The organism is Streptomyces albospinus, assembly GCF_014648695.1.
GTDB classification, from domain to species: domain Bacteria; phylum Actinomycetota; class Actinomycetes; order Streptomycetales; family Streptomycetaceae; genus Streptomyces; species Streptomyces albospinus.
In genome coordinates, this window is sequence record NZ_BMRP01000046.1 from 34,565 (window position 1) to 49,462 (window position 14,898).

Here is a 14,898-nt window from a genome sequence, read left to right on the forward strand (position 1 = left end):
TCTCCGGTCGGGTACTCCGACCAGCCCGAAGGGCGTCCGCCATCCGTGGGGCGGGCGCCCTTTGGCGTGTCCGGTGTGGCGGAAACCGGGCGCATTGCGGTTCTCTTGCTGGCGAACGGGACTAACTGGGCGCCCACTTGGCGTTTACGTGGTGGGTGAAACTTCTTTGCCCGACTCGTCAACACGGAGGTGTGCGACATGGCCGACGCCGCTGGACGGCTCACCAAGCTCGCCGAGGAGGTGCTGGGAGCCCCGCTCCCGGTGCGGATCCGCGCCTGGGACCGTAGCGAGTCCGGCCCGCCGGGGGCACCCGTGCTCGTGGTCCGCAACCGCCGCGCGCTGCGCCGACTGCTGTTCAAACCGGGCGAGTTGGGCCTGGCCCGCGCCTGGGTGGCCGGCGACATCGACATCGACGGCGACCTCTTCGAAGCGCTCGACCGCCTCGCCGGACTGATCTGGGAGCGCGGCACCGCCGCCCCCAAGCCGCAGCGCGCCGCCGCCCTGCGGGCCCTGGCCCGCCCCGGGATCCGCGCCGCCGCCCGGGAACTGCTGTCCCTGGCCGGGCCCCCCGTCCCGCCCGCCCCGCCCGCCGAGGAGGCCCGGCGGCACCGCGGCCCGCTGCACACCCTGCTGCGCGACAAGGCGGCCATCAGCCACCACTACGACGTCGGCAACGACTTCTACGAGCTGGTGCTCGGCCCGTCGATGGTCTACTCCTGCGCGTACTGGGGGACCGGTGAAGGCGGCGCCGCCTCCCTGGAGGACGCCCAGCGCGACAAGCTCGACCTGATCTGCCGCAAGCTCGGCCTCAAGGAGGGCCAGCGGCTGCTGGACGTGGGCTGCGGCTGGGGCTCGATGGTGCTGCACGCCGCCCGCGAGTACGGCGTACGGGCGGTCGGGATCACGCTCTCCGAGGAGCAGGCCACCTACGCCCGGAAGCGGATCGCCGACGCCGGGCTCGCCGACCGGATCGAGATCCGGGTGCAGGACTACCGCGAGATCCACGACGAGCCGTTCGACGCGATCTCCTCGATCGGGATGGCCGAGCACGTCGGCCGGGCCCGGTACGCGGAGTACGCGAGTTCCCTGTACGCCCTGCTGAAGCCCGGCGGGCGGCTGCTCAACCACCAGATCGCCCGCCGCCCGCTGGCCGACGAGGAGACGTACCGCGTCGACGAGTTCATCGACCGCTATGTCTTCCCGGACGGCGAGCTGGCGCCGGTGGGGCGGACCGCCGGCCAGCTGGAGGAGGCCGGCTTCGAGGTGCGCGACATGGAGGCGATCCGGGAGCACTACGCGCTGACGCTGCGGCAGTGGGTCGCCAACCTGGAGGCGCACTGGGCGGCGGCAGTTCGCCTCACGTCCCCCGGGCGGGCCCGGGTCTGGCGGCTCTACATGGCCGCGTGTGCGCTGTCGTTCGAGCGGAACCGCATAGGGGTCAACCAGGTGCTGGCGGTCCGCACACCGGACTCCGGCGCCTCCGGCCTGCACCTGCGGGCGCGCGACTGGCGAGGCTGAAACCCGGGCCCGCCGCGGCCCGGGGAGGGCCGCGGCCGGCCGCGTACGACCGAGGGCCCCGGTGCCACGGATGCCGTGGTACCGGGGCCCTCGGGCCGTCCGGGTGGCGCGCGCAGGCCGCCCCGCCGACCCCGCCTGCTCCGCCTGCTGTGACTACTCGGCCTTGATCGCCTGGAGCATGTTCAGCCGGGCCGCCCGGCGCGCCGGCCAGAGCGCGGCCAGGACGCCCACGACGGCGGCCATGGCGAGGAAGACGCCCATCCGGCCCCAGGGCAGCACCAGTTGGTACGTCGGCAGCGAGCCGCCGATCAGCTCACCGGCCGCCCAGCCGAAGAACACGCCCAGGCCGATGCCCAGCACCCCGCCGAAGAGCGAGATCACCAGCGACTCCAGGCGCACCATCCGCTTGATGCCGCGGCGGTCCAGACCGATGGCGCGCAGCATGCCGATCTCCTGCGCCCGTTCGAAGACCGACATCGCCAGGGTGTTGATGACGCCGAGCACCGCGACGATCACGGCCATGGCCAGCAGGCCGTAGAGCATGTTCAGCATCAGGGTGAAGACCTGGGCGATGGCGTCGGAGACGTCCTTCTTGTCCGCGACGGTGATCGCCGGGTTCTTGCCGAGCGCCGTGACCAGCTTGTCCTTGGACGCCGCGGTCGCACCGCCCTTGGTCTTGACCATCACCTGCATATCGGTGATGTGCTTCTGGTGCGGGGCGAGGGTGGCGTTGTCGAGGATGATGCCGCGGATCATCTCGTTGCCCTTGTAGACGCCCGCGACGGTGAGCGTGCCCTGCTTGCCGTCCTCGAAGGTCACCGGCAGGCGGGAGCCGGTGTGCCAGCCCTTCCTCTTCGCGGTGCTGTCGTCGACGACGGCGCGGTCGCCGCTGAGGGTCCCGAGGGCGCCCGAGGTGAAGTCGAGCGAGGTGAGCTTGCCGAAGTCCTTGCCGTTGACGCCGGTCAGATACTCGGTGCCGGTGCCGATACGGGACGCGGAGTTGCGCAGCGGGCTGGACGCGGTGACCTCGTCCAGGCCGGCGATCTGCTTCGCCACGTCGGGGGAGAGCGGCGTCCGGCTCGCCATGGAGACCACGTAGTCGGCCTTCAGCGAGGCGGTGGCCATCTTGTCGATGCCCTGCTGCACGCTGCCCGCGATCACCGTCAGGCCGGTGATCAGGGTCAGCCCGACCATCAGCGCGGAGGCCGTGGCAGCGGTCCGGCGCGGGTTACGGACCGCGTTCTGCCGGGCGAGGACGCCGGAGATCCCGAACAGCCGCAGCACGGGGGCGGCGAGGGCGATCAGCGGGCGGGACAGCAGCGGCGTCAGGATGAACACGCCGATCAGCAGCAGCGCGGCACCCGCGGCCATGGTGGCCTTGCCGTCGGACATGCCCGTGGCGACCAGGACCGCGGCCGTACCGGCTCCGGCGAACAGCGCGCCGATGGTGTTCCGGACCACCAGCGACTTGGTGGTGGCGGTGGCGTGCACGCTGTTCATCGCGGCGACCGGCGGGATCTTCGCGGCGCGCCGGCCCGGCAGCCAGGCGGCCAGGACCGTCACGACGATGCCGACCAGCAGGGACGTGACGATCGTGGACGGCGAGATCACCAGCGGGCCGTCCGGCACCCTCGCGCCGGTGCTGCTCATCAGCGCGCGCAGTCCGGCGCCGATGCCGATACCGGCCACCAGGCCCGTCACCGCGGCCACCGCGCCGACCACGGACGCCTCGATCAGCACCGAGCGGGTCACCTGGCGGCGGCTGGCGCCGACCGCGCGCATCAGCGCCAGCTCCCTGGTGCGCTGGGCGACCAGCATGGTGAAGGTGTTGGCGATGATGAAGACGCCGACGAAGAGCGCGATACCGGCGAAGGCCAGCAGGCCGGTCTTCATGCCGTCCATGCTCTGGGCGATCATCTTGGCCTGCTCGTCGGCGAGTTGCTTGCCCGTGGTCGCCTCGGCGCCCTCCTTGGGCAGCACCTTCTCGACCGCGTCCTTCAGGGCCGTCTGGGACGTACCCGGCGCGGCCTTGACGTCGATCTCGCTGAACTCGCCGGGCGCCGCGAACATCTTCTGGGCGCTGGCGGTGTCGAACAGCGCGAGGCTGCCGCCGGCCGCGACCGTGCCGTCGTCGGTGGTGAAGACGCCGGTCAGCTTCTGCTCGCGGACCGGCCCGTCGACGGATATCCGGACGGTGTCGCCGACCTTGTAGCCGGCCCGGTCCGCGGTGTGGGCGTCCAGCGCGAACTGGTCGGCGCCCTTGGGAGCGGCGCCGTCCCGCATCGGATAGCGGGCGTCCTTGCCCTCCTTGCCGGGGAAGTAGTTGCCGCCGCGGGTCGAGAAGCCGTCGCCGATCAGCTTGCCGCTCTTGTCGGCGATGGCGGTGAAGCCGGAGACGGTGCCGGTGGCGGAGGCGGCACCGGGCAGCCGGGCGGCTTTGTCGAGCAGCTTCTGGTCGAGTGGGGAGGACGCGCCGGGCGCGCCGGGGGCGCCGGCCGCGGGGTCGGAGGAGTGTCGCTGGATGGCGACGTCGACGTTGTCGAAGCCCTTCTGGGAGCTCGACTGGAACGCGTCGGAGATGGTCGAGGTGAAGACCAGGGTGCCGGAGACGAAGGCCACGCCGAGCATCACGGCGAGAACGGTCATCAGCAGCCGGGCCTTGTGCGCGAGCACATTGCGCAAGGCGGTACGGAACATGGGTGGTCAGTCCTGGAGGAGAGGTCCGGGGTGGCGGGGGCGGCTGCTGCCGGTCAGCTCGTACGGCCCTTGGCGTCGAAGCCCTTCATCCGCTCCAGCACCATGTCGGCGCTGGGGTCGGGCATGTCGTCGACGATCCGGCCGTCGGCGAGGAATATGACGCGGTCCGCGTACGACGCGGCGACGGGGTCGTGGGTCACCATCACCACGGTCTGGCCCAGCTCGCGCACGGAGTTGCGCAGGAAGCCCAGGACCTCGGCGCCGGAGCGGGAGTCGAGGTTTCCGGTGGGCTCGTCCGCGAAGATGATCTCGGGCCGGGAGGCCAGCGCGCGGGCGACCGCGACGCGCTGCTGCTGGCCGCCGGAGAGCTGGCTGGGGCGGTGCTTGAGCCGGCCGGACAGGCCGACGGTCTCCACGACGCGGTCCAGCCAGACGCGGTCCGGCTTACGGCCCGCGATGTCCATGGGCAGGGTGATGTTCTCCAGCGCGGTCAGCGTCGGGAGGAGGTTGAACGCCTGGAAGATGAAGCCGATCTTGTCGCGCCGCAGCTGGGTGAGCTTCTTGTCCTTCAGACCGGTCAGCTCGATGTCGCCGATCCGCGCGGAGCCGCCGGAGATGGAGTCCAGGCCGGCCATGCAGTGCATCAGCGTCGACTTGCCGGACCCCGAGGGGCCCATGATCGCGGTGAACTGGGCCTGGCGGAAGTCGACGGAGACCGCGTCCAGGGCGACCACCTGGGTCTCGCCCTGTCCGTAGACCTTGGAGAGATCCGTGGCGCGGGCGGCCACCGCGGTGCTGCGGCCGGCGGTGGTGACGCCGGAGTGGGTGGTGGTCACGGGAAGGGGCTCCTGTCGGACGGGGACCGGCCGCTCCGCGCCGGCCGGGCGGCCGGGGAAGCGGGCAGAAGAACAACGGCTTCCATCGTCCGGCAGGGAAAGGGGCCGGGACGTCAACCCGTGTGACCGTCCTTGAACCACCCCAGGGGATTAGCCGACAACGCCTCCGTCATCCCTGGGTATGAGTCCGGCCCTGATGCCGTGACGGCTTCCGGGGCGCCCGGCGGGCGGTGCCGCCCTGGCCGGGCAGCCGACCGGAGGGTCTCCACAGGGGCGTCGACTTTCCGTCAATTCGGGGTCGAATTTCGCCGTGGTATGTAACGCCGAACATGGGCATCAGGCATGTGCCGGGGGCTCGGGCGGTGGCTGATGCACCCTCAGTTGCCAATAAAATAAGACAACCTCGGGATGAGCGGCCGATCTGCCGTGTGCGCTGCGGGCTACGCTCGTGCTGCCTTCTTTGAGGCGGCATGGGGGACCCCAAGCCCGGATGGTGGAATGCAGACACGGCGAGCTTAAACCTCGCTGGCCTACGGGCCGTGCCGGTTCAAGTCCGGCTCCGGGCACTCCCCGCGAGCAGCGGGGACAAAGACCAGCACGTACCTGAATTTTCAACGAGAACGGGCCGCCGGTGAAAACCGGCGGCCCGCGGCGTTCGGTGCCGAGTCGGCTCAGCGCTCCACGAGCGCGAACAGCGCCTCCCAGCGGCCGACAATCTCGTCGGTGGAGAACCGCTGGATGTTCTCACGGGCCGCTTCGCCCATCGTGTCCCGCAGTTCCTTGTCGGACATCAGTGCGTCCAGGTGCCGGGCGAATTCGGTGACGTTGCCCGGAGGCGCCAGGAAGCCGTCCGTACCGTCCGTGATGATCTCGCGGACGCCCGGCGCCACGTCGAACGCCACACACGGCACGGCGGTGGCCATCGCCTCCATGGGGGCGAGCGGGAAGCCCTCACCGCGCGAGCTCAGCGCGAAGACGGCGCTCTCGCGCAGCGCCCCGGCCACATCGCTGGTCCGGCCCATCCACTCGACCGAATTGGTCACCCCGAGCTCGGCCGCCTGCTTGCGCAGCGCGTCGGCCTCCTCACCGGAGCCGTAGATCCGCAGCGTCCAGTCCGGGTGCTGCGAGGCGACCTTGGCCCATGCCTCCAGGAGAAGGTCCACGCCCTTCTCCTCGTGGAGCCGGCCGATGCTGGCCACGACCTTCCGGGACCGGTCCGAGGGGACGTCAGGGAAGAACGGCAGCGGGTTCGGCATGAAGCCGACGTTGTCCATCCGCTGCCGGATCCACTGGTCGGCGTCCTCACGGGTGAGCGGCAACATCCGGTCGACGTCCTGGTAAAACCGCTTGACGCGTGCGAAGCGGGACGACCGGCGGCAGGTCTCGAAGGACTCGTGGCTCATTCCGATGACCGCGAGGCCCGCGGTGTCGGCGAGCGCGACCCACTCCATCGCCCACACCTGCGTGACGATCACGATCCCGCCCGGCCGGGCCGCCCGGAACAGCGCGCTCATCTTGGCCGCCTGCTCGTGCATCCCGGCCTCGCGGGCGGTCCGCCGGCGCTGCTCGACGAGGTTCAGCTTGTCCTTGAGGCCGCGTACGGGGCGGACGCTCGGCGGATGAACGTCGTAGAGCGTGGTGGTCTCGTACGGCAGATCGGCGGCCAGCTCGTGGACCCGCCCCTCGGGCGGCGGCACGATGCCGACGACGTGCACGCGATGGCCCTGCTCGACGAACAGGCGCGCCATCTGGTGCGACCAACTGGTGATACCGCCCAGCTCGTTGACGCTGTTGGAGACGAAGAAGATGTCCCGCGGCCCGGCTGCGTTCGACTTGGTCATCAACGGCTCCACTGCGCAAAGAACTGGTCGACGATGCTCTGTGCGGCGTCGCCCCGGTCGTATTCCCCGAACTTGGCGACGAATTCCTTGCGGTCCTTGGCGTATTCCAGCTGCTGGGTCTCGAAAGACTGCATGGTCTCGAAGAAATCTTCCTCGGTGCGCACTACCGGGCCCGGCGCGTGCTCCAGCAGATCGAAGTACGTTCCGCGGCCCTCGTGCACATATTCGTCGTAGTCGTAGGTGAAGAACATCAGCGGCCGGTCGAGCAGCGCGTAGTCGAACATCACCGAGGAATAGTCGGTGACCAGACCGTCCGCCAGCTCCAGGATCGGGCTGATGTCGTGCCGTGCCGATACGTCGATGACCCGGCCCTGCACCGTCGGCGGCAGCACCACGTGGTTGAGGTAGTGCGAGCGCACGAGCAGGACGTAGCGGTCGCCGAACTCGTCGGCGAAGCGCTCCACGTCGAAGGGGAGGGCGAACCGGCCGTGCCGGCCCCCCGCCTTGCGGAACGTCGGCGCGTACAGCAGCACGGTCTTGTCGGCCGGAATGCCCAGCTCCGCCGCGAGCGCACCGCGCTCCCGGCGGCCCAGCTCGGCCTCCCGCTGCCGGGCCTTGACGAGCACGTCGTTGCGCGGGTAGCCGACCCGCAGCAGCGTCTTCTCCTTGAGGCGGAACGCCTTGGCCAGGGTCCGCGCGTCGTGCTCGGTCCGGCACAGGAACCGGTCGAAGCGGTCCAGCGACTCCTGCTGCTCGGCCTGCTGCTGGCGCGTCTGCGCCTTGAGCGAGGGCTGGTCGAAGCCCATGTTCTTCAGCGCCGAGCCGTGCCAGGTCTGGATGTAGGTGGTCTCGGGGCGCTTGGTGAGCTTGAGCGGGTAGCTCTGGTTGTCCACCCAGAACTCGGCCTGCGCGAGCGCCTTGAGGTACTGGAGCGACCAGCGCTTGACGAGGGTCGCGTCCTTGGGGAAGTCCTTCGGGGACCCGGCGTACGACCAGATCGCCTCGAACTCCAGGCCCTGCCGGCGCATCTCCTCGTAGATGGCGCGCGGGCTGTCGCTGTACTGCTTGCCCAGGTGGCTCTCGAAGACCACCGTGCGCTTCTTGATCGGCAGCCGGCTGAACACCTCGTGGTACGCCCGGAGCTTGCTGTCCCCGGAGGTGAGGGTCTTGCGCAGCGCCTTCGCCTTGCGGAAGCCGTTCTTGGCCAGCGTGCCCGGCTTGCCGCGCACGCCCTTGGCGATGAGCTCCTGGACGCGCTCGGCGTTGCGGCTCTCGCTGATCAGGCGGAACGCCAGGTGCCCCTTGGAGGAGGCGTGCGGCTCGATGTGGTCGGCGACCATCCGGGTCAGCCGCGGCCGGACCGGCAGCGGGCCGCCGGCCAGCTCGGTGTCGGAGACGGTGAGCCGGGTCGTGGTGCGGGCCCCGTTGACGTCCAGGGACAGCCGGACGTCCCAGATGGTGTCGACGATGCCCAGCGGGCGCAGCTGCGCGGTGATGTCCGCGGTGGTCTCCCAGGCGATGGCGTCGCCGTCGTGGCGCACCGTCTGCACCGGGAAGGTGAACGACTGGAGGCTGCGCCGGCGGGCGCTGAACTCCAGCTCGGCCTTCAGCTTCGCGCCTTCGGGGATCACGCCGAGCGGGTTGGTGATCCGCCCGGCCAGGGAGACCGCGTTGCCCGCCTCGGAGAACCGGGTGATCTGGTTGCGCAGGAACAGCTGGTTGACCGGCTTCTCGTGGTAGCCGATGTCGGTCACGTCCAGCACCTGGCGGCCGAAGGCGTCGTCGAAGTGGCCGTCGCACCAGTAGATGCGGCCGTCGTGCTCGGCGAGCGGCGAGGAGACCTTGTCGCGGTTGATGAGGGTGTCCACCGCCGGGATCAGGTTGTCCCAGTCGCCCTTCTGGAGCAGGTAGGCACAGATGGCCTGTATCGGCAGGACGCGCTCGTACGCCTCGGGCGCGATGCCCGCCAGGTACTCCCGGGAGAGCTCGGCGAACTCCTGGCGGTAGGCGTCGTCCCGGAAGGGCAGGTCCCGCAGGTGCAGCACGAGGTCGTGCTTGAGGAATTTGACGTCCTTCGCGAGCTTCATCCCGGTGAGCCCGCGCTGCTCCAGCAGGGCGTCGATGCGCCGGTGCACTTCGAGCCGGTGGATGTAATTGGTCATCTCGTGCCGACGGTTCGTCACCGACTTCACGGCGGCCTGCTCGTGGACGTGCCAGAAGTAGACCTGATTGGGAATCAGGGTGATGCGCTCCGCCGCGAGATATGCGTCGGCGATAAACATCAGGTCCTCGTAGAACATCCCCTTGGGGAAACGGAGATCATTCTCGATGAGGAAATCGCGGCGGTAGCACTTGTTGGTGGAGAGGGTGTCCCACACAAAAAGGTCCGGCAATTCGGTAACGGAATCCAGCGTGCGGGTCGTGGAATACAGCCAGGAGTACCACTCGTCGCGCTTCTGGTTACGGGTGTCCTTGTGCAGCCGGACGCACAGGCCGGAGACGATGTCCGAGTCGGTTTCCTCGGCGGCCTCCAGCATATTGCGGCACGCGTTGTGTTCCAGGACGTCATCGCTGTCCAGGAACATGACGTACTGTCCCCTGGTGTGCTGAATGCCGACGTTGCGCGGCTCGCCGCCGGCGCCGCTGTTCTCCGGCAGCTGGAAGGCTCTGACCCGCTCGGGGTGGGTGGCTGCGAGTTGCTGCGCGACGTCGAAAGAACGGTCGGTGCTGCAATCGTCGACGATCACCACCTCGACGTCCCGGAGTGTCTGATCCAGCACGGACTGGACCGCGGTCGGCAACCGGTCGGCGTCGTTGTAGACAATGACGACTACTGAGACGTCAGGCACAGGCACCTCAACCCTCTTTCGCTGCTGTTTCCGGCAAGAATAGCCCCATCTCCACTCGGGGTTTACGACCGTCCGCACTCGGTCCGCTACGGGTGGTGACGGGGTGGCGCGCGAGGAAGGGCAGGTTCCGGCTAGTTGGTAAGACGGCGGCCGGGGTGAATCGGTTGCCCGCGCGCCTTGCGATCAGACATTTATCGGATTCCGATCATGCCGGTGACCCGGGGCTGTCGGAGTTGACGGTGCGGGAAATGCTCGTTCGATCACGACGGGAAAAGATCGATTACCCGGATTTTGTCCGGACCTTCAGGCGGGTCTGCACGGCCGCCGCGTTGACGGCGGAGTGGCATATGACACAGCGGCAGATGTGACGAAGGCGGCGCGGTCCGGCAACTCGCCGGCCGATACGGGCACCTCTGGGCCCTCCTGAACGTCCTCCAGGCAGGAGACGTGTCCTCCGTAACTTAGGGGAAGATCCTGCCCAGGTACGAGAGACGTGTCTTTGCCAAGCCATTACGCTTGCGTCAAGGCCGCGCAGGGCGGCCATGGAGGAGTGAGATGAGGAGCAGCAACCCGGTCTTCTCGCGACGGGGGTTCAGCCGCGACACCGGCTACGCGGGCTTCAACGCACCGCCGCAGGCCGGGGGCCCCGCAGCCAACCCGTACGCCGGAGCCAACCCGTACGCCACCCAGGCGCCGCAGTACGCACCGCAGTACACCCCGCAGTCCCGCCCGATGACGATGGACGACGTCGTCACGCGCACCGGCCTGACGCTCGGCACGGTCATCGCCGGCGCCACCGTCGGCTGGATCTTCCTGACCGGCCAGCTCGCCTTCGCCATCGGCGCGGGCCTGGTCGCGATGGTGCTGGGGTTCATCCAGTCCTTCATGCGCAAGCCGGTCCCGGCGCTGATCCTGGGATACGCGGCGCTGGAGGGCGTCTTCCTCGGTGCGCTCAGCGGCTTCATCAACGACCTGCCGAAGATGAACGGCGCCCCGATGCAGGCGGTGCTGGGCACGATGGCGGTGTTCGTCGCCATGCTGATCGCCTACAAGACGCGCATCGTGCGGGTCACCGAACGCTTCACCCGCTTCGTGATGATCGCGGCACTGGGCTTCGTCCTGCTGTCGCTGGTGAACGTGCTGTTCATGGTGTTCGGCGGGGGTGACGGCCTCGGCTTCCGCAGCGGCGGCCTGGGCATCGTCTTCGGCATCGTGGGCGTGGTCCTCGGCGCGCTGTTCCTCGCCATGGACTTCAAGCACGTCGAGGACGGCATCGCCTACGGCGCGCCGCGCGAGGAGTCCTGGCTGGCCGCGTTCGGCCTGACCCTGACCCTGGTGTGGATCTACTGGGAGATGCTGCGGCTGATCTCGATCCTGCGCGACTGACGCCGGACCGCGAAGCGGACCGAGGGCCCGCAGGCAACCGCCTGCGGGCCCTCGGCGCATTCCGGGGGCACTGCCGCGCCCGGATCAGAACTTGCGGGCGGCGCGCCTGAGATCGTGTTCGTGGACGATCGCCTTGGCGTGTCCGTGGGCGAGATTGTGTTCGCCCCGCAGCCAGCTGACCTTTTCGTCGAAGCGGATGAGAGCGGGGCCTTCGTCAACGGTGCGCAGCCATTCGGAGATTTCCCGGCCGGTGCACTGCGGGATACGGGAGAGCATGTTCCGGTGGGTCTCTTCGGAGAAGAGCTGAGACATCGGCGCCTCCGGACGCGGTCGATGCTGGTTCTTTTGCTCACCGTGCCTCAGCGTTCCGGCATTGGCAACCACCCGGGAGTGGCGCATAGGCTCACGATGTGCTTGACGTGAAGCCTTTGCAGACCGCCGTGGACGCGCTCGCCGACCGCCTGAGGTCGCTGCCGCAGAGCGCCCTGCGGCGCGGAGCCGCAGTCGAAGGGCTCGCCCTGGCGCGGAAGTTGGCGACCCGCGCGCAGCTGATCGAACGCCCCGGACAGCGGCCCCACGAGCTCCCGGACGCCGGGATCTTCGCCGCCGGGGACCAACTGGCGGTGGCCGGCCACGATCTCGTCGAGGCGCTGCGCGTCGCCGCGGCGGCACCCGCCGCAGGCGCCCCGGACGCCGCCGGGCCGGCAGCGGAAGCTGACGCGAAAGTGGCCCCCGCCGAACAGCTGGCGGAGGCCGTGCAATGGGTCCGGGCGGCGGCGGAACGCTGTTAGGGCCGGTCCGGGCCGCCGCGCCGGGTCGGCGGGTCAGAGGGAGGCGATGACCCGGTCGGCGAGGATGTAGACGTTCTCGTCCCGGTCCTCGCCCCAGGAGAACGTCAGGGCGTAGCCGCCGGAGATGCTGGAGCCGCCCAGCAGGACCGGGGCGTGGCCCGCGTGCAGCGCACCGGCGACGCTCTCGGCGGTCTCGCGGTGCCCGGGAGTGAGGCACAGCGTGGTGCCGTCGGCGAAGACATAGACGTCCAGGGTGCCCAGCGGGCCGGGGCGCACGTCGACGAGCGGGGTGCTCTCGCGCGCCAGCTCCTCCAGGCGTGCGACGGTGCGCTCGTGGTCGCCGATCACCGGGGCGGGGGAGAAGTCCGGGTGCGAGGGGTGGCGCCGGCGGGCGGCGGCCAGCTCGGCGGACTCGGTCTCCTCGGCCAGCTCGAACTCCGGCGTCTCCAGCGCCTCCAGCGCCTCCACGGTCTCCAGGGCCTCGACGGACTCCAGGGCGGGCAGCGGCTCCAGCACCTCCGGGCCCAGCAGCGGCTCCAGCCCGGCGAGATCCGCCTGGCGGGGCACGAACGGCTGGGTGTCGAGCCGGTCCGGCTCCAGCCGCTCGGGCAGCTCGCGCCGGCCCTCGCGGCCGTCGGGCGGACCCTCGTCGCCGAGGCCGGCCAGCCCGCCGAGCAGCGATGGGGCGTCCGTCGCGTTCAGGGAGTCCCGGGCCTCCTGCGCGGCCCAGAAGGCACGGGCCTCGGCCAGCTCGCGCTCGCGCTCCTCGGCCAGCGCGTCCGCGACCGCGGCGCGTATGTCCGCGAGCGGGGTCTCGGCGGCCGGGACGGTACGGGCCGCGGGGATCGCCGCGGCGGCCAGCCGCGCGTCCTCGGCGCGGGCCTCGGCGTCCGCGCGGGCGGCGACGAGGTCGGCGTGCAGCGCGCCGATCTGGCGGCGCAGCGTACGGGCGGTGTGCAGGGCGACGGCGCCCAGCACCACCGCGACGCCCGCGGCCGGCAGCAGGACGAGGGTGGTGACGCTCATGCCGAAACCTCGCTTCGCTCGGACTTCCCCCGGCCGTCGGCCGGGGTGCCCCCCTTGATGCGCTCGCTCACGGGTCCACGCATTCGCTGTAGCGGCTCGCTCGCCGGCGTACTCCCGTTAGCAGATTGTTCCCCGACTTCCTACATCAGCCTGGCCCTGGTCGGCGACCTTTCCCGGTGTAATTTGCCCCGAAATAGCCAGGCCCCAGGGTCTCGTGCGCCGGGGCGACCCCCGCCTGAGCTGCAAGGACGCTGCCGCCCCAGGATGTTGGTCACAATCGTGGCGGCGATTGGGTCGCGATCTTGTCAACGGGTGATCCGGGTCACGCGGTCTCGCCGAGAGTGTCCGGGCAACAGCGAAGGGTGCGCGGGAAACGGGAGTTGGTCCGTTTTCCCCGCACACCCCTGCCGGGCGATGCGTCACGCGGCTCAGCTCAGCCGCGCGTGCCGCTGGTCGCGCTGAGCCTCGCTTCCGCTGCGGGCGGGTGCTGGGCACTCGTTCCTCGCACCCGGCCCCCACCCTCCGCTACAACTCAGCTCAGCCGCGCGTGCCGCTGGTCGCGCTGAGCCTCGCTTCCGCTGCGGGCGGGTGCTGGGCACTCGTTCCTCGCACCCGGCCCCCACCCTCCGCTACAGCTCAGCTCAGCCGCTCGATGACCATCGCCATGCCCTGGCCGCCGCCCACGCACATGGTCTCCAGGCCGAACTGCTTGTCGTGCCACTGGAGGGAGTTGATCAGGGTGGTGGTGATGCGGGCGCCGGTCATGCCGAAGGGGTGGCCCACGGCGATGGCGCCGCCGTTGACGTTCAGGCGGTCCAGGTCGATGCCCAGGTCGCGGTAGGAGGGGATCACCTGGGCGGCGAACGCCTCGTTGATCTCGACCAGGTCGATGTCCGAGATGCTCAGGCCGGCGCGCCGGAGGGCCTGCTTGCTGGCCTCCACCGGGCCGTAGCCCATGATCTCCGGGGACAGGCCGGAGACGCCGGTGGAGACGATCCGGGCGAGCGGGGTCAGGCCCAGCTCGCGGGCCTTGGTGTCGGACATGATCACGAGCGCGGCGGCGCCGTCGTTGAGCGGGCAGCAGTTGCCGGCGGTGACCAGGCCGTCGGGGCGGAAGACCGGCTTGAGGCCCTGGACGCCCTCCACCGTGACGCCGGCGCGCGGGCCGTCGTCCTTGGAGACGACCGTGCCGTCGGGCAGCTCGACCGGGGTGATCTCCCGCTCCCAGAAGCCGTTCTTGATCGCCTTCTCGGCGAGGTTCTGGGACCGTACGCCGAACTCGTCCATGTCCTGGCGGGTGACGCCCTTGAGGCGGGCGAGGTTCTCCGCGGTCTGGCCCATCGCGATGTACGCGTCCGGGATCAGGCCGTCCTCGCGCGGGTCGTGCCAGTCCGCGCCCTCCTGCTCGGCGCGCGCGGCCGTACGGGCCTCGGCGTCCGCGAAGAGCGGGTTGTGGGTGTCGGGCAGGCCGTCGGAGGTGCCCTTGACGCTGCGCGAGACCATCTCGACGCCCGCCGAGATGAAGACGTCGCCCTCGCCGGCCTTGATGGCGTGCAGCGCCATCCGGGTCGTCTGGAGCGAGGAGGAGCAGTAGCGGGTGATGGTGCAGCCGGGGAGGTGGTCCATCCCCATCTGGACGGCCACGATGCGGCCGAGGTTGTGGCCCTGCTCGCCGCCGGGCAGACCGCAGCCGAGCATCAGGTCGTCGATGTCGGTCGGGTCGAGCTCGGGGACCTTGGCCAGAGCGGTCTCGATGATCTTCGCGGTGAGGTCGTCGGGGCGCAGGTCCTTGAGCGAGCCCTTGAAGGCGCGGCCGATCGGGGAGCGGGCGGCTGAGACGATCACGGCTTCGGGCATCACACGGCTCCAAGAGGCAAAGGGTGAATGGGCGGCGCGGTGGGGGTCCCCCCGGACGGAGTCCGGGGGAGCCTCGTTGAGGGGTGGTGGTCGGGTG

The 14,898-nt window shown here is 70.2% G+C and carries 10 protein-coding genes and 1 tRNA gene; 4 read left to right on the plus strand and 7 right to left on the minus strand.

Going from position 1 to position 14,898, the window contains the following annotated elements:
• Positions 1-198 precede the first annotated feature (198 nt).
• Complete coding sequence (locus tag IEZ17_RS34980; RefSeq protein ID WP_189307354.1) at positions 199-1,518, plus strand: SAM-dependent methyltransferase; 1,320 nt, start codon at positions 199-201, stop codon at positions 1,516-1,518.
• 153 nt (positions 1,519-1,671) lie between these two features.
• Here IEZ17_RS34980 and IEZ17_RS34985 read toward each other — a convergent pair whose 3' ends face one another.
• Positions 1,672-4,215, minus strand: a complete 2,544-nt coding sequence (locus IEZ17_RS34985; RefSeq protein WP_189307356.1) for an ABC transporter permease — start codon at positions 4,213-4,215, stop codon at positions 1,672-1,674.
• A 53-nt stretch (positions 4,216-4,268) separates the two neighbouring features.
• The gene (locus IEZ17_RS34990; protein ID WP_189307358.1) at positions 4,269-5,051 is read right to left on the minus strand and encodes an ABC transporter ATP-binding protein; all 783 of its coding nucleotides are present in this window, start codon (positions 5,049-5,051) and stop codon (positions 4,269-4,271) included.
• A gap of 484 nt (positions 5,052-5,535) precedes the next feature.
• Here IEZ17_RS34990 and IEZ17_RS34995 point away from each other — a divergent pair.
• A tRNA-Leu gene (locus tag IEZ17_RS34995) sits at positions 5,536-5,617 on the plus strand.
• Positions 5,618-5,722: 105 nt separating this feature from the next.
• Here IEZ17_RS34995 and IEZ17_RS35000 read toward each other — a convergent pair.
• Both IEZ17_RS35000 and IEZ17_RS35005 read right to left on the minus strand, forming a co-directional pair.
• Positions 5,723-6,892, minus strand: a complete 1,170-nt coding sequence (locus IEZ17_RS35000; RefSeq protein ID WP_189307360.1) for a glycosyltransferase — start codon at positions 6,890-6,892, stop codon at positions 5,723-5,725.
• Positions 6,892-9,741: a bifunctional glycosyltransferase/CDP-glycerol:glycerophosphate glycerophosphotransferase gene (locus tag IEZ17_RS35005; RefSeq protein ID WP_189307381.1), complete on the minus strand. Its 2,850-nt coding sequence runs from the start codon at positions 9,739-9,741 to the stop codon at positions 6,892-6,894. The genes IEZ17_RS35000 and IEZ17_RS35005 overlap by 1 nt, the downstream gene beginning before the upstream one ends.
• A 555-nt stretch (positions 9,742-10,296) precedes the next feature.
• On the opposite strand from IEZ17_RS35005, the gene IEZ17_RS35010 reads away from it, so the two are divergent.
• Positions 10,297-11,127, plus strand: coding sequence for a Bax inhibitor-1/YccA family protein (locus IEZ17_RS35010; RefSeq protein WP_189307361.1), 831 nt, complete (start codon positions 10,297-10,299; stop codon positions 11,125-11,127).
• A gap of 84 nt (positions 11,128-11,211) precedes the next feature.
• Here IEZ17_RS35010 and IEZ17_RS35015 read toward each other — a convergent pair whose 3' ends face one another.
• Positions 11,212-11,439, minus strand: coding sequence for a DUF4287 domain-containing protein (locus tag IEZ17_RS35015; protein ID WP_189307363.1), 228 nt, complete (start codon positions 11,437-11,439; stop codon positions 11,212-11,214).
• Positions 11,440-11,537: 98 nt separating this feature from the next.
• Between IEZ17_RS35015 and IEZ17_RS35020 the strand changes: the two genes are divergently transcribed.
• On the plus strand, positions 11,538-11,918 hold the full coding sequence (locus IEZ17_RS35020) for a hypothetical protein (RefSeq protein WP_189307365.1): 381 nt from the start codon (positions 11,538-11,540) through the stop codon (positions 11,916-11,918).
• A 33-nt stretch (positions 11,919-11,951) separates the two neighbouring features.
• Here the strand turns inward: IEZ17_RS35020 and IEZ17_RS35025 are convergent, their stop codons facing one another.
• Both IEZ17_RS35025 and IEZ17_RS35030 read right to left on the minus strand, forming a co-directional pair.
• Positions 11,952-12,944: a hypothetical protein gene (locus tag IEZ17_RS35025; protein ID WP_189307367.1), complete on the minus strand. Its 993-nt coding sequence runs from the start codon at positions 12,942-12,944 to the stop codon at positions 11,952-11,954.
• A gap of 636 nt (positions 12,945-13,580) precedes the next feature.
• Entirely contained in the window at positions 13,581-14,801 is a 1,221-nt protein-coding gene (locus tag IEZ17_RS35030; RefSeq protein WP_189307369.1) for an acetyl-CoA C-acetyltransferase, read from the minus strand.
• Positions 14,802-14,898 lie beyond the last annotated feature (97 nt).

Bases quoted from the DNA above. Each gene is read 5' to 3' on its own strand.
- IEZ17_RS34985 (WP_189307356.1), bottom strand. From the start codon at position 4,215: ATGTTCCGTACCGCCTTGCGCAATGTGCTCGCGCACAAGGCCCGGCTG.
- IEZ17_RS35000 (WP_189307360.1), bottom strand. From the start codon at position 6,892: ATGACCAAGTCGAACGCAGCCGGGCCGCGGGACATCTTCTTCGTCTCC.
- IEZ17_RS35010 (WP_189307361.1), top strand. From the start codon at position 10,297: ATGAGGAGCAGCAACCCGGTCTTCTCGCGACGGGGGTTCAGCCGCGAC.
- IEZ17_RS35015 (WP_189307363.1), bottom strand. From the start codon at position 11,439: ATGTCTCAGCTCTTCTCCGAAGAGACCCACCGGAACATGCTCTCCCGT.
- IEZ17_RS35025 (WP_189307367.1), bottom strand. From the start codon at position 12,944: ATGAGCGTCACCACCCTCGTCCTGCTGCCGGCCGCGGGCGTCGCGGTG.
- IEZ17_RS34980 (WP_189307354.1), top strand. From the start codon at position 199: ATGGCCGACGCCGCTGGACGGCTCACCAAGCTCGCCGAGGAGGTGCTG.
- IEZ17_RS35030 (WP_189307369.1), bottom strand. From the start codon at position 14,801: ATGCCCGAAGCCGTGATCGTCTCAGCCGCCCGCTCCCCGATCGGCCGC.